The organism is Thalassovita mediterranea (assembly GCA_019448215.1).
Lineage (GTDB): Bacteria > Pseudomonadota > Alphaproteobacteria > Caulobacterales > Hyphomonadaceae > Henriciella.
The window spans coordinates 264,580-279,248 of record CP080408.1 but is presented as its reverse complement, the minus strand read 5'-3'; the positions used below and the strand labels follow the sequence as shown (position 1 = coordinate 279,248).

12 protein-coding genes are annotated in these 14,669 nt (G+C 61.6%); 6 read left to right on the top strand and 6 right to left on the bottom strand.

The features are described 5' to 3' along the window. Nucleotides 1-87: 87 nt before the first annotated feature. Together KUV46_01355 and pbpC are read left to right on the top strand one after the other, a co-directional pair. Nucleotides 88-5,046, top strand: a complete 4,959-nt coding sequence (locus tag KUV46_01355) for an alpha-2-macroglobulin family protein (GenBank protein QYJ01053.1) — start codon at nucleotides 88-90, stop codon at nucleotides 5,044-5,046. After that, entirely contained in the window at nucleotides 5,043-7,106 is a 2,064-nt protein-coding gene (pbpC, locus tag KUV46_01350; GenBank protein QYJ01052.1) for a penicillin-binding protein 1C, read from the top strand. The genes KUV46_01355 and pbpC overlap by 4 nt, the downstream gene beginning before the upstream one ends. A gap of 6 nt (nucleotides 7,107-7,112) precedes the next feature. On the opposite strand, the gene KUV46_01345 is transcribed toward pbpC, so the two are convergent. Then, complete coding sequence (locus KUV46_01345; GenBank protein QYJ01051.1) at nucleotides 7,113-8,285, bottom strand: hypothetical protein; 1,173 nt, start codon at nucleotides 8,283-8,285, stop codon at nucleotides 7,113-7,115. Between the two features lie 209 nt (nucleotides 8,286-8,494). Between KUV46_01345 and KUV46_01340 the strand changes: the two genes are divergently transcribed. Further along, nucleotides 8,495-9,295 (top strand): sterol desaturase family protein, encoded by an 801-nt coding sequence (locus KUV46_01340; protein QYJ01050.1) that lies wholly within the window; start codon nucleotides 8,495-8,497, stop codon nucleotides 9,293-9,295. Here KUV46_01340 and KUV46_01335 read toward each other — a convergent pair. From KUV46_01335 to KUV46_01325, 3 genes are all read right to left on the bottom strand, one after another. Beyond that, nucleotides 9,259-9,945, bottom strand: coding sequence for a TlpA family protein disulfide reductase (locus KUV46_01335; GenBank protein ID QYJ01049.1), 687 nt, complete (start codon nucleotides 9,943-9,945; stop codon nucleotides 9,259-9,261). The two genes, KUV46_01340 and KUV46_01335, sit on opposite strands and share 37 nt — an antisense overlap. Nucleotides 9,946-10,053: 108 nt before the next feature. After that, nucleotides 10,054-10,374 (bottom strand): hypothetical protein, encoded by a 321-nt coding sequence (locus KUV46_01330; GenBank protein ID QYJ01048.1) that lies wholly within the window; start codon nucleotides 10,372-10,374, stop codon nucleotides 10,054-10,056. A gap of 48 nt (nucleotides 10,375-10,422) precedes the next feature. Next, complete coding sequence (locus tag KUV46_01325) at nucleotides 10,423-11,631, bottom strand: acetyl-CoA C-acyltransferase (GenBank protein QYJ01047.1); 1,209 nt, start codon at nucleotides 11,629-11,631, stop codon at nucleotides 10,423-10,425. 171 nt (nucleotides 11,632-11,802) lie between these two features. On the opposite strand from KUV46_01325, the gene KUV46_01320 reads away from it, so the two are divergent. Then, entirely contained in the window at nucleotides 11,803-12,177 is a 375-nt protein-coding gene (locus tag KUV46_01320) for a DUF4112 domain-containing protein (GenBank protein ID QYJ01046.1), read from the top strand. Between the two features lie 36 nt (nucleotides 12,178-12,213). Then, on the top strand, nucleotides 12,214-12,711 hold the full coding sequence (locus KUV46_01315; GenBank protein QYJ01045.1) for a DinB family protein: 498 nt from the start codon (nucleotides 12,214-12,216) through the stop codon (nucleotides 12,709-12,711). Between the two features lie 6 nt (nucleotides 12,712-12,717). Here KUV46_01315 and KUV46_01310 read toward each other — a convergent pair whose 3' ends face one another. After that, nucleotides 12,718-13,635, bottom strand: a complete 918-nt coding sequence (locus KUV46_01310; protein ID QYJ01044.1) for an alpha/beta fold hydrolase — start codon at nucleotides 13,633-13,635, stop codon at nucleotides 12,718-12,720. A 64-nt stretch (nucleotides 13,636-13,699) separates the two neighbouring features. Here KUV46_01310 and KUV46_01305 point away from each other — a divergent pair, with 64 nt between their 5' ends. Then, nucleotides 13,700-14,101: a VOC family protein gene (locus tag KUV46_01305; protein ID QYJ01043.1), complete on the top strand. Its 402-nt coding sequence runs from the start codon at nucleotides 13,700-13,702 to the stop codon at nucleotides 14,099-14,101. A gap of 78 nt (nucleotides 14,102-14,179) precedes the next feature. Here the strand turns inward: KUV46_01305 and KUV46_01300 are convergent, their stop codons facing one another. Further along, complete coding sequence (locus KUV46_01300) at nucleotides 14,180-14,482, bottom strand: hypothetical protein (protein ID QYJ01042.1); 303 nt, start codon at nucleotides 14,480-14,482, stop codon at nucleotides 14,180-14,182. Nucleotides 14,483-14,669 lie beyond the last annotated feature (187 nt).

Genomic DNA, 14,669 nt, shown 5'->3' with positions numbered 1-14,669 from the left:
AATCCTTAAAAAGTCTCAATCTGGCCCTGTTCGCGGCATAGCAAACTCCTGTAAAGAGTGGGAACGCACCAGGAGGAGGACGCAGGGATGGCAGGGTGGACCAACAAGGCGCGGGGATTGGTACTGGGTGGACTGACGGCCATGGTCGTCGCCTGCGGCATCGGGGATGAGCCGCCAGCACCTGTCGATCCGGAAACCGCCGGCGGTGAAGTCGTCGAGCGTTCACGTGCTGCACAGGCCGCTGCCGAGCGCCGCGAACGAGAGCGCCAGGCCCTCGCAGAGGCAGAAGAGAACCGCTTCGTCTATTTCCGTTATGCCCCAGATACGAGCGGTGTCAGCCCGCGTGCCTGCCTCGTCTTCTCCCAGCCGCTCGACCCTGAAATCAACTATGCCACCTATATCCGGATGCAGTCTGACGTGCGTCCGGCCTTTGCGGTTGAGGGCCGCGAGCTCTGCCTTGAAGGCCTCGACTTTGCGAGCGGGTACACCGCGACGATCCTGGAAGGCCTACCAAGCGCTGATGGCCGCACGATTGAGCGCGAGGAAGAAGTCCAGATCAGCTTTGAGGACCGCCCGGCCTATGTCGGCTTTGATGGCGCAGGCGTGATCCTGCCGCGCGATGATGCCGATGGTCTTGCAATCGAGACGGTCAATGTCGATGCGGTCGAGATCAGCGTCTACCGCGTGAATGACCGCGCGCTGGCTTTCAAGTCGATCAGCCAGGGCGATGAAGCCGCGCAGGGCCGCTATTCCTATCTCTATGGTGAGGAAGACCCGCGCGATGTCTCGACTGAAGTCTGGTCGGGCAGCATGGATATCGACAATGTCACCAATGCGCCGGTCACGACCGTCTTCCCGCTTCAGGACGTCATCGGTGAACTTCGTCCCGGGTCCTATTTCGTGGAGCTGAAGGACGCCAAGGAACTCGACGATTATGACGGCCCGGCCGCATCGGCCCGCCGCTGGATCATGCTGACCAATCTCGCGCTGACAGCCTACCGCGCCGAAAACGGGATGGATGTCACGCTGCGCTCACTGCAGGACGGTGAAGTCCTGCCGAATACGCGCGTTCAGCTGATCGCTTATAACAACGAAGTTCTGGGTGAAGCCGAGACTGGCGAAGATGGCCGCGTGCGGTTTGAATCCCCGCTGCTGGCCGGTGAGGGCAACTCCGCGCCGCGCATGATCATGGCGTTCGGGGCCAAGGGTGACCTTGCTGTTCTCGACCTTTCGCGTGCGCCAGTCGACCTGTCCGAGATGAAGACGGGTGGGCGCGTCACGCCCGGTCCGGTTGATGGCTATCTCTATGCTGATCGCGGCATCTTCCGTCCGGGTGAGACCGTGCACCTGACCACGATGATGCGTGACCGCGGTGGTTCGGCTGTGACGAACCGTGCTGGCCAGATCGTCATCTACCGTCCGAACGGTGTCGAAGCCGACCGGATGCGCTTCACCGAAGCCGAGGCAGGCGCGCTTGTCTGGGACTATGAACTGTCGCGGACGGCATCGCGCGGCATGTGGCGCGCGGTCCTGACGATTGATGGGGCAGGTGAGGCCGGTTCGCTGCGCTTCTCTGTCGAGGATTTCGTCCCGCAGCGTATCGCAGTCGAACTGGACGGCGAAGAAGAGAGCTTCATCGCAGCCGGTGGCACACGCGAGATCGAGGTTGAGGCGCGTTTCCTCTATGGCGCGCCCGGCGCTGGCCTGACGGTTGAGGGACAGGCGAGGCTGGAAGCTGACCCTCGTCCGTTCGAGGCGCTGAACGGCTTCACCTTCGGGCGTGCCGACGAGCAATTCCGCGAGCGTATCGTCGAGTTTGAGCCGCAGACGACCGATGGCGCAGGCCGCGCTGTGGTGCGTCTCAATCCGGGCGACCGGGGCAGCGATTCCTCGCGCCCGCTGCGCCTCAATACAAATGTCAGCGTGCTAGAGCCGGGCGGACGTGCGGTCACAGAGAGCGTGCGCATCCCTTACCGGCCGCGCGACAACTATGTCGGCATCCGCAAGGACTTTGACGGCCGCGCCGACCGTGATGGCCCGGCAGCATTTGAGCTGGCCGCTGTCAGCGCAAGCGGCGAGATTATCGACACTGAGCTGAACTGGCGCGTGATCGAGATCGACTATCACTACGACTGGTACCGCGATGGCAGCCAGTGGCGCTGGCGCCGCTCGCGCACGGTCAGCACCGTCAATGAAGGCGTGGTGCAGACAGATGGCACGACGCAGACGATTAGCGTTGATGGCCTCGACTGGGGCCAACACGAACTCATCGTATCCGATGTGAATGGCGACGCTGAAGCCAGCACCGGCTTCTATGTCGGCTGGGGTGGCTCTGTGTCCGATGACGGCGTGGAGGCACCTGACCGCGTCGAAGTGATCGTCGAGGAGCAGACCATTGTTCCGGGGCGTCCTGCCGCGATCACGGTGATCCCGCCTTATGATGGCGAGGCGCAGATCGTTGTTGCGACCGACAAGATCCTTCGCATCGAGACGCGGGACGTGTCGGCGGAAGGTACGCAGTTCACCCTGCCAGTGACGGCTGAGTGGGGCGAGGGCGCCTATGTCCTCGTCAACGTTTACACGCCGCGCGACCCTGTGCTGCAGGCAAAGCCGCGGCGTGCTGTCGGTGTCGGCTATGTGCCTCTGGACATGGATGAGCGCACCTTCGATGTCGCGATCAACGCGCCAGAAGTGGTCCGCCCGCGCCGTGAGCAGACGATTGAGGTCGAACTGGGCGATGGCCCGCGGGAGAATGTCTATCTGACGCTGGCTGCGGTTGATGAAGGCATCCTGCAACTCACCAAATTCCAGAGCCCTGATCCGGTGTCGTACTACTTCGGCAAGAAGTCGCTCGGCGTCGATATCTTTGACGATTATGGTCGCCTGCTCGACCCGAACATGGGGCTTCCGGCAGAAGTGCGGACGGGCGGCGACCAGCTTGGTGGCGAAGGACTTTCCGTGGTCCCGACAAAGACTGTGGCGCTGTTCTCCGGCATGGTCGATGTGGGCCGGTCCGGACGGGCGCGTGTGACATTCGATGTGCCTGACTTCAATGGTGAGCTTCGCCTCATGGCGGTGGTCTGGTCGCAGAACGGTCTCGGCTCAGCCAGCCGTCCGCTAACGGTGCGGGACCCTGCGCCAGCTGACCTGATCCTGCCGCGTTTCCTCGCGCCGGGTGATGAGGCTGTGGCGACCGTCTCGATTGACAATATCGAGCTGGATGATGGCACCTTCACCGCGTCGCTGGACGCGAGTGAGCCTGTCAGTGTTGCGGCAACCGAACTGTCGCGGACCATTCCATCCGGCCAGCGTGTCGATGAGGGGCTGCGGATTTCAGCAGGCGAGACAGGAATCTCGGATCTCCGCCTCAACGTGTCGGGGCCGGACAATTACAGCGTCGTGCGCCATTACGAGATCGAGTCCCGCTCTCCATGGCTTCCGGCGACGCAGATCTCGACGGCGATGATGGAGCCGGGCGATAGCTGGGCAATCCCCGAGGACCTTCTCGAGGATTATGTGCCGGGTACGAGCTATGTCTCGGTCACATTCTCGACCCTGCCGCTGGACGCGAACGCGCTTTATGCCTCGCTTGCTCGCTATCCTTATGGCTGCACCGAACAGACGGTGAGCCGGGCACTGCCGCTTCTCTATTCAGAGCAGCTGGTGGCGATGGGCGCAGACGAGACATCACGTGAACCGGCCCGTGCGCGGATACAGGAAGCGGTAAGCGCTGTCCTGAACCGGCAGTCTGCAGAAGGGGCGTTTGGCCTCTGGCGCGAAGGTGACCGCAATGCCTCGCCATGGCTGGGCGCGTACACGACTGACTTCGTCTACCGCGCAAGCGAGGCAGGTTATGAAGTGCCGGAAGTCGCACTGGAGCGGGCCTTTGAATCGATGCGGGCCGTGGCGCAGGGCGATGCCTGGCGCGCCTATGGCTATGACACCGATGTCTGGGAGAGCGAGTGGCACAACGACACTGAAGCCAAGCTGATGCGCCGTGCGTCTGCCTATGCGCTCTATGTGCTGGCCAAGGCAGGCCGCGCTGATATCAGCCGTCTTCGTTACCTCCATGACCGCGAGCTGGAGCGGATCGAGAGCCCGCTTGCACGTGCGCATCTTGGCGCCGCGCTTGCCTTCATGGGTGACCGGTCACGTGCTTACAGCGCTTTCGAGGCCGCCGAAGATGCCCTCGGATATCAGAACACGGGCGACTATTATCAGACGCCGCTGCGTGACCTGACCGGCATTATCGCGCTGGCGGCGGAAGCCGACTTTGACGATGTCGTCGCGCGTCTTGCAGAACAGCTGGGTGATGATGCACCGGACCCGAGCGAATTGACGACGCAGGAGAAGGCGTTCGCGTTGCTCGCCGTCAATTCCATGAATGATGGCGGCGACGATTACCGCATGGTGGTCGAAGGGCTTGGCAATGGCAACAATAATGACCGGCGCTATCAGCTCAGCGATGAGCAGGCCCGCGGCGAAGTGAGCTTCACGCTCGGCCAGAACGGGCCGGCCATGTTCCGCACCGTGATGGTGCGCGGTGCGCCATCTTCGCCGCCGCCTGCCGTCTCGTCTGACCTTCGCGTGACCAAACAGGTGCGCACGCTGACTGGCGGTGCGGTCGATCTTGGCGATGTCGATCAAGGCGACCAGCTGGTTGTAACTGTTCAGATCACGCCGGAGCAACGCCGGACAAACCCTGTCATCGTGGCGGATCTTCTGCCTGCAGGCTTTGAGATCGAAACGGTTCTGAAGCCTGCCGACGGCGCCCGCGATGGTGACACCAATGGCGCCTTCGCCTGGGCCGGTGAGATCGACGCGGCCAAGACGGCGGAAGCGCGCGATGACCGCTTTGTTGCCGCGATCGATGTGCGCAATGAAGCTGTGCGCCTTGCCTATGTCGTGCGCGCAGTCACGCCGGGCGAGTTCGTGATGCCGGGTGTGACCGCTGAAGACATGTACCGGCCTGACGTGTTCGCGCGCTCAGCCCCGGGCCGCGTGACGATCAGCACGGCCAATGCGGCGACTGGCGGGCAGAGATGATCTGGCTGAAACGGTCAGCGATTGCCATTGCGGCGGCGCTGACCGTCCTGTTCGCGCTGGACAGGATTTTTCCGCCACCGCTTGAGCGCGGCGAAACCGTCTCCCAGATGGTCAGTGACCGGCGCGGGCGGCCACTTCGTGCCATTCCCACACCGGACAATTACTGGCGCTTTCAGGCACGTCTTGAAGACGTAGACCCGGTCTTTATCGAGGCGCTTCTGGAGGTTGAGGACCAGCGTTTCTGGCGTCATGGCGGCGTCGACTGGACCGGCATGGTTCGCGCCGCATGGAGTTCAGCGCTCGCGGGCCGCGTCGTATCCGGCGGCTCGACCATCACCATGCAGACGGCACGCCTTCTGGAGCCGCGCCCGCGGACCATTCCATCGAAGCTGATCGAGATGTTCAGGGCGCACCAGATCGAGGCGCGGCTGAGCAAGGAAGAAATCCTCGAGCTCTACCTCACCCTGACGCCCTATGGCGGCAATATTGAGGGCATCCGAGCAGCGAGCTGGCGCTATTTCGGGTGCTCACCAGACCGGCTGTCCGACGATCAGATCGCGCTCCTGATTGCCCTGCCACAAAGCCCTGAAGTGCGCCGGCCGGACCTTCGGCCGCAAGGCGCCGATGCGGGCCGCCGGGCGATTGTCGCCAAGCTGGAGCGGCTTGGCTATCTCGACGCGGGCCGGGCTGAAGAGGCACGTACCAGCCAGATGCCGACAGGGGCCTATGCCTTCCCGTCCGAGGCCTGGCATGCGACGGCGCGCGCAGCCCGCGACGTTCGCGGCGACGTCCGCGCGAGCCTCGACGCCCGCCTTCAGGCCGAGATGGAGGCGCTGGCGCTCGCCCATGCGAAGGAAGCAGGCCGTGAGACACAGCTTGCAATCCTAGTGGTCGATATTCCGACCCGCGCCGTGAGGGCCGCTGTCGGGTCTGCGTCGCGGGACATTGCGGGCGGCTGGCTGGACCTGACGGCGCAGGCGCGCTCACCCGGCTCAGCGCTAAAGCCTTTTATTTATGCCATGGCCTTCGATGATGGCGAGGCGAGCGCCTCGACGCGGATTGCCGACCTGCCAAAGCGGTTCGCCTCCTATCAGCCGGACAATTTCGACCGCACCTTCAGGGGCGATGTGCGCGTGTCCGATGCGCTCCAGCATTCGCTGAACGTGCCTGCTGTGCTGGCGCTGGACCGGGTTGGGCCCGAGCGGTTTGCCGCAACTCTGGCGCTCGCCGGGGCGCCGCCGCGCATTTATGGCGGGGCCGATCATGAGTTTGGCCTTGCGCTGGCACTCGGCGGGGCAGGGCTGACCGCGAGGGAGCTTGCGATACTTTATGCTGCGCTGGGCGATGGTGGCCGTGCCAAGCCGCTGGTCTGGACGGCTGAGGAGGAAGCGGAAAGCCGCGCGGCGAAAGGCTTCCGCATGATGGAAGCTGAAAGCGCGGGCGAGATCCTGTCCATCCTGCGCCGCGCGCCGACGCCGGAAGGACGCATGCCCGGCAGGCTGACAGCGGATGCGCCGCAGGTCGCTTTCAAGACAGGGACGTCGTACGGCTTCCGCGATGCCTGGGCAGCTGGGGTCTCGGGCGATCACGCCATCGTCGTCTGGGTGGGCCGCGCCGACGGGGCACCGCGCCCGGGTGAGACAGGGCGCACCGCCGCGTTGCCCATTCTGTTCGAGGTTGCAGACCGCGCCGCCTACCACCTCGGCGGTGACGGCGATGCAGGCGCGCGCCTGATGCCAGAGCGACAGCATGAAGCCGACGGCGCGCTGACATCCTTCGATCATTCGCGCGCAGAGGCGCCGCACATCCTCTTCCCGCCAAAGGACGCAGAACTCTGGTCAGGCGAGATCAATGGCGCACCGGCGCGCCCGTTCGTGTTTGCCGGTCGCGGAGAAGGCAAACTTCGCTGGTTCATTGATGGCGAGCCGTCGGACATTGATGATGCGGGACTGCCAATCTGGCAGCCGACACGCGCAGGTTTCTATGAGGTGCGCGCCGTCGATGAGGATGGTCGCACGAGTGAGGTGCGGGTTCGTGTCATCGGCATTGGGGACAGCTAGGCGCGCTCAGCTCCAGGGATTGAAGCGGGACTTGCGTCTCTTCGGGCGCTCGGATTTCTTGTCCTCGTCCTTCGCCTTTGAAGGCTTTGGCTGAGGCGCAGGTTCTTCGCCCTCATCGAAGAGTTCGATATCGGCGTCTCCGCTGGATTTGCCTTCGGCGGGAGGGGAGACAGCATCAAGGTCTGCCGAAGAGACCGGGTCTGGACCGTCGGCCTCATCCTCTGAAGTAGCAGGTGTCGCTGCAGGTGCCGCAGGATCGATCCGCGAGCGGAAGCCCTTCAGGTTCAGCGGATAGCTAAGCGGGGCGTCGCCCGGCTCATTTTCCTCGTCATAGCCGATGGACACATCATGATCGCTGCCGTTCGGGACGGTCATGCCCGTCGAGGCTGCGCCGAGTTCTGATTCAATTTCGTCGTCGCTGTCGGTATCTTCAGCCGTGCTTTCTGATGCATCACTCCCTGCGACCTGCGTGCCGCCAAGGCCGAAAGGAATGTAGCTCTTCGCCTGCGGTGCCGTTTCCGTGCTGCCTTCGTCAGGGCCTGCCTCATCCCAGACATCAGGCGATGGGGCGTCGGCGTCTGCCGTACTCTCTTTTTGTGTGTCCGGTCTAGCGCGCGCGGCTTTTCCGAGGCCGTTTACTTCATCGGCCAGTCTTGCGACCGCGCCGCTGACATCGTCCTCGTCGAAGCCTGCATGAAGGCGTTCTTCAGGTTCGTCTTCGAGGAGGGCGCGTGGCGGGATGCTTTCATCGACGGGGAGGTCGGGCTCGCCCTCATCCTCGTCGTCGACGGCTGTCTTGGCGTCTGTCGCAGCCGGGGCACTATCTGACTTGCGCTTGTTTGGTGACTGGCCGCTCAATCCTGCGAGCAGCGCATCGATAGCCGCTTCCGTCCCCTTCGCGATGCGGGACGCTTCCTTGACGACGGCGATGATCAGGTCGCCATAATTGCCGTGCTCTTCATGAGGCGTGTCCTTGAGGAGACCTTCTGACGCCTCCTCAAGCAGTTTGCCTTTCTCAGTCGCCAATACGACTTGAGGCGGAGTGTCGGTCAGGTGGACGGAATAGCCCTCTGTCGCGTAGACGACGCCGCCATCTTCGGTCTCTGCCCAGTCGATCTGCTTGAGGGCGGTCATTTCTGCCAGCCTGTCGATGAGTTTCTTTGTCGATGGGTGAAGCATGAAAAGTCTTTCCGCCAGCAGGAGTAGGAGGGCCAGTTTACACTAGTCGGGATGAAACGCGCGTCAAAGATGCGCGTATCCGCCAGAAGCGAAAAACTTCATGGCCTGCGGCATTGCAGGCCATAGCGCTTCAATTGAGGGCGGGAGCTCTCATATTGGCTCTATAAGCTACGAACGGGCAGGTTTTGGACCAACAAACCTTCATACGCATGGGTGTTTTTGCGGGCGTTTTCGTCTCGCTCGTCCTTCTGGAGATGCTGGCGCCCCGGCGCGAAGCGGCGCTTCCCCGTGCGCAGCGCTGGCCGGGGGCAGGTGCGATCTTCATCGCAGGCGCCGTGATCGGTCGGCTGGTACTGCCTGCCGGGCTTGCGGGCATCGCGCTTCTGGCGGACGAGGCCGGGTTTGGCGTGCTCAACCTGTTTGACGCGCCGGTCTGGCTGGTCGCTGTCGCCGCGTTCCTGGTCATGGATCTTGCCGTCTGGGCCCAGCATGTCGCCATGCACCATGTGCCCTTTCTCTGGCGCATGCACCGCGTCCACCATTCGGACCCGCATATCGACGTGATGACAGCGCTTCGCTTCCACCCGGCAGAAATTATCGTCTCGCTGGTCTGGAAAGGGGCAGTTGTCTTCCTGTTCGGTATCCCGGCCTGGGCGGCGTTCGGCTTTGAAGTCGCCCTCAATGCTTTCGCCCAGTTCAATCACGCCAACTGGAAGATCGCGCCGCGCATCGACAGCGTACTGCGCAAGCTGGTTGTCACGCCAGACATGCACCGGGTGCATCATTCGGTTCACCGCGCCGAGGCAAACCAGAATTTCGGTTTCTGCCTGTCGATCTGGGACCGTATCTTCAGGGTGTATCAGGCTCAGCCCGCGGCCGGCCATGAAGCGATGAAGATCGGGCAGGACAGCTGGAGAGACGCGGGCGACCAGAACCCGCTACCGCTTCTCGTCCAGCCTCTAAAGTCGCCGCCTCAGTCTTCGACAGGACGCGGTGCGCCGGGCGTGTAGGACGCTTTCACCTCTTCGATGTCGGCGAGAAGATCAGCCACCGGATCGTCTGAGTCCGCAGCGGCGAGTTCAGAGCGGAAGCCCTGTACGGTGAGGTCCGGGGCGACGAGAATATAGCTCGGCGTCCAGGCGATCCCGAGCGTCTCGCGGATGGAGGCATCTTCATCGACGATGGTCGGATAGGAATATCCCTTCTCCTCGAAATAGGCTTCGACCGAGCCGTAACGGCCGAAAGCCTCGTCCGCGCGCTGGGCATTCGGCGGTGTGTGGATCGAGAGGAAAGCCAGCTCATCGCTGCCAGCTACCTCGTTCCAGAGTTCTTCGACATAGGGTGCATCGGCCATACAGTCGCCGCACCAGAGCCCCCAGACGTCGATGAGCGTCCACTGGTTCTCAAGCTCCTGCGTGGAGAAGAGGGGACCTGAAATCATCGTGCCGGTAAAGGCAGGAAGTTCACGGCTGAGAAACCTGTAGTCATAGGGGCGGCCATAATCATCGCGCGGGACGCCATCTTCGCCGCGCTCGGCGCTTTCAGGAACGGTTGCCCCCGGCGTGATGAAGCCGGTTGCCTTGTCTTGTTCGCTGCTGCCAGCGCCGCCGCATGCAGCGAGCAGGGCGAGTGAGCCTGAGAGGATGAGCGTGCGGATCATGGGCGGATGCCTCCTTTGAACAGGTCCGAAAGGTAATCGTCTGCGCCCAAAGAAAAAGCCCCGGCCAATCGACCGGGGCTTTATAATTTCTAATGTCAAAGTCGGCGATCAGCCGCCGGCGTTTGGATCGCGGGTGCGAAGGGCGTTGTTCTGGATGTCACGAGTGCCATCCTTGCTCGCCCGGGATTTTGCTTCCCACTCTGCGCGCGTTGCGCAGATATTGCGTGGGATGGTCGACCCCATCTGTTCCTCGCGCTTGCAGATTTCTTCGTCGGGATCGAGACCCCGGCCGCGAATTTCTGCTTTGAGGGCGGGCGATACCGAGACCATCTGCATCCCGGCAGAACTGCCGCCCGACGATGTCGAGGTGCAAGCTGCTGGGACGATGGCCATTGCGAGTAGGCCTGCGCTAAGGGCGAGTGATTTCATCAAGAACTCCAATCTCAGGTGTTTAGGTAAGACTGACCCGGAACCACCTTAGCTGTAGATCTCGAAAAGACCAGCAGCACCCATGCCGCCGCCGATACACATGGTCACAACGCCCCATTTTGCGCCACGACGCTTGCCTTCAAGCAGCAAAGAGCCTGTGCAACGAGCACCGGTCATGCCGAATGGGTGGCCGATGGAGATCGAGCCGCCATTCACATTGTACTTCTCAGGGTCGATGCCGAGACGGTCGCGGCTATAGAGACACTGCGAAGCGAAGGCTTCGTTCAGCTCCCAGAGATCGATATCGTCGACTTTGAGGCCGTGGCGCTCAAGCAGGCGTGGAACGGCGAAGACCGGGCCAATGCCCATTTCGTCCGGGTCACAGCCAGCGACATTGAAGCCAACGAAACGGCCGAGCGGCTCAATGTTGCGCTTCTTGGCTTCAGCCGCTTCCATGACGACGACAGCTGCTGCGCCATCGGAAAGTTGCGAGGCGTTACCAGCGGTGACGTACTTGCCTTCCTTCACGACCATGCCGCCGGAGAAGACCGGCTTCAGGCCTTGAAGCGATTCAAACGTGGTGCCTGGACGGTTACAGTCGTCACGGTCTGCGACGACATCCTGATAGGTCTCTTCGCCGGTTTCCTTGTTGACGAGCTTCATCTTCGTTTTCAGCGGGACGATCTCTTCAGCCATCCAGCCTTTTTCCTGAAAGATAGCGGTGCGGCGCTGGCTTTCAGCGGAGTACTCATCCTGGGCTTCACGGCTCACATTGTAGCGGTCAGCAACGATCTCGGCGGTCTCGATCATGGTCATCCAGATCGCTGGCCACTTCTTCATGAGCTCAGGCTCAGTATAGCGGTGCGTGTTCATGTGGCCCGAGCGGGACACGAGCGAAAGCGATTCCACGCCGCCGCCGATAGCGACAGGTGCGCCTTCGCTGACAACGGTGTGCGCTGCGTTGGCGATGGCCTGCAGGCCAGACGAACAGAAACGGTTGATGGTCGCGCCAGAGGTCGAGGATGGGCAACCTGCCCAGAGGGCTGCGTTACGAGCGACATTGTGGCCCGTCGCGCCTTCTGGCTGCGCGGAACCGAGGAAAACGTCCTCCACTTCAGCCGCATCGATGCCAGCGCGTTCGATCGCGCCTTTGATGGCATGGCCAGCCATGGTGATGCCGTGGGTGTCGTTGAGGGCGCCGCGGCCAGCCTTGGTAAGGGCGGTGCGGGCAGTCGAAACGATAACTGCTTCTCTCATGATGATGTCTCCTCCGTATGGACATGCTTTTGTTGCGCCGCACCCTAATCGAGCAAGCCGGGCTAGGCTAGTCCAAATCCAATCGAATGCAGGCGACGGAGAACTGGCGCGCGCCGATGCGGGAACGCGTCCTTGCGATAGCCGTTGGAAGACGTGAAAGGATTTTAATTCATGCCGACAGGTAAGCGCGACGACATCGACCGGCTGGCAAAGCTGCTGGACACCCAATTCAAACTGCCGGGGACCAATTTCCGCTTTGGTCTGGACGGTATCATTGGCCTCATACCCGGCATTGGCGATACGGTCTCAGGCGGTCTGGGTCTCTACATTATTCACAGGGCCCGGCAGGAAGGCGCCTCGGGCGGGCTGATTGCCAAGATGATCTGGAATCTGCTCGTCGATACGATCATCGGCGCGATCCCGCTGGTCGGCGACCTGTTTGACTTTGCGCACAAGGCCAACGCCAAGAACGCCAGAATGCTGAAAGAGCATCTCGACAAGCATGAGGCGCGGGAAATGAAAAACGTTGGCGCAAGCCGTGCCTGATGCGTAGTCTGGCGGTTCTTCTGGGAGGAACCGCCAATGATCATGCCGGACCATGCGCGTCTTATGGCGCGGTATAATCGCTGGCAGAATGAAAGCCTCTACGGCGCGGCCGACACGCTCAGCAATGATGCCCGGCTCAAAGATCGCGGCGCCTTCTTCCGGTCCATTCACGAGACTCTGTCTCATATTCTCTGGGCTGACCGTATATGGCTGTCGCGTTTCGACATGTGCGAGAAGCCGGGGTGCGCGGGCAATGAAACGCTGAAGCTTTGGCCGGACTGGCAGGGACTGAAAGCTGACCGGCAAGCCATGGATGGTATTATCGAAGATTGGTCCGCGGGCTTTAGCGAAGCGGGCCTTCGAGATGAACTCGAATGGTATTCAGGCGCTGCGGGTCGCAACATGGCCAAGCCGGTCTGGCTTCTGGTCACGCACATCTTCAATCACCAGACCCATCACCGCGGGCAGGTTCACGCCATGCTGACATCAGCTGGCGCGCGCCCGGATGACACGGACCTGTTTCTCATGGAGTAAGACGGCCTAGGCGAGGTCGCCCCACTTCTTTAGGGCCGCACGGGCGATCTGATCGCCATGCTCCTGCACGAAGTGCCCGCCTTCAGGAATTTCTATCGGTTCAGGACAGCCGCGAATGGTTTTCTGAAGGTCGCGCATGATAGGTGGTCCCAGCACAGGGTCCTGCATGCCGATTGCCATGAAGCTGTCGCCGGTCCAGTCCTTCGACCAGAACTCTGCAGCGCGCTTCGAGATATCGACGCCCTCCATATCCGGCGCGACCATCACCAGTTCAGGAAAGCGGCGCACGCCCGCCTTGTAACGGTGATCGGGATAGGGGGCCTCATAGGCTGCCGCTTCAGCATCCGTCAGGACCGGGGTGGACCGCTTCATGAGGGCGGCGATGGGCAGGTCGGGCTGGCTGCGGTTGAACGCTTTCCAGCTGTCGAAACCTTCACCAGGGCTCGTTCCAGTGGCGATGGCGGTATTCATGACGAGAAGCCGCTCAAACCGCTCAGGCATTTCCATGGGGATTGTCAGGCCGAGCAGTCCGCCCCAGTCCTGGCAGACCAGGGTGATGCGTTGCAGGTCTAGCGCCTTGATGAAGGCCAGCATCATGTTGCGGTGGAAATTGAACGTATAGACGTCGTCGCTCACTGGTTTGTCGGAACGGCCAAATCCAAGCCAGTCAGGCGCGATGACCCGTGCGCCGCTTTCCAGGAAGACAGGGATCATGCGCCTGTAGAGGTAACTCCAGGTCGGCTGACCATGCAGGCACAGGAAGACGCGGTCCGCATCTTTCGGCCCCTCATCGATGTAGTGAATTCTGAGCCCGTCATAGCCTTCGAGCGTATCGATATAGTGCGGTTCAAAGTCATAGTCCGGCAGGTTCGAAAAGCGCTCGTCCGGTGTTCTCAAGCTTTCCATATCGCACAATCCTCCCATCGCGCTGGCCTCTTTGCGGTTTGTGGGCCAGACTTGCCGCAAAGCTTTAGGATGGGAGGTTCAATTGGCAAGAGTGATCGGGGTGGGCGGTATTTTCTTCCTTTGCAAGGACGCAGAGGCGACGAAGACCTGGTATACGAGTGTGCTCGGCATTGAGGCGTCGGAATATGGCATCTCGTTCAGCCATGCAGACTCTGCGAAGGCCTTCCCGAAAGGCGCGATGACCATCTTCGCGCCCTTCAAGGCGGACAGCGACTATTTCAAGCCATCCGACCACGATGTGATGTTCAACCTGATGGTCGATGACCTCAGTGGCGTTCTCAAGCAGGCTGAAGCGGCAGGTGTTTCGCCTGTCCAGCCGCGCGAAGACCATGATTATGGAAGCTTTGCCTGGTTGATGGACCCTGATGGGCGCAAGGTTGAGTTGTGGGAGCCGAAAAAGCAGCCCTCGGAAACCGGAACGTGATTGCTCTCGCCCAAACAAAAAAGTGCCGCCCTTTTGTGAAGGGCGGCAAGTTCATTCAGAGAGTGAGATGAAGCTTACTTAGTCCTTGGCTGCCTTGTTGCACTCAGCCAAGTCTTCCTCGGAGAGGCGGTCGTCGGCAGAGCCAAAGGAAGCGAGTACGCCAACTTCAGAGGCGACTTTCTTGCAGGTACGCACGGTTGCGGTGCGGCGGTTGAGTTCAGCAACGCAGGTGTCTGCTTTGCAAGTCCAGACGGCGCTGGCAGCGACAACGCTGGACGGGCTGTCTGCAGGCGCAGCGAGCTTTGCGGTGAAAGCCGTACCAGCAGCTGCCGGCAGGGCGATGGCTGCGAATGCGGCAGAGAGAGCGATAGAGCGGATCATGGGAGGAAACCTTTCAGGCTTGGGCGGAAGATCTTGTTTTTGGTCTTACTCTACACAGGCTATTTATGAGCGCTGAATAAAATGTCAATCATTCAGTGATGGCAAAATGGCGCAACCCCGCCGTGGGAGGCCGTCAGATCACGCAATCGAGCGCAAAAAATCTTCTGTGGCTTGACGCGACGGCCCG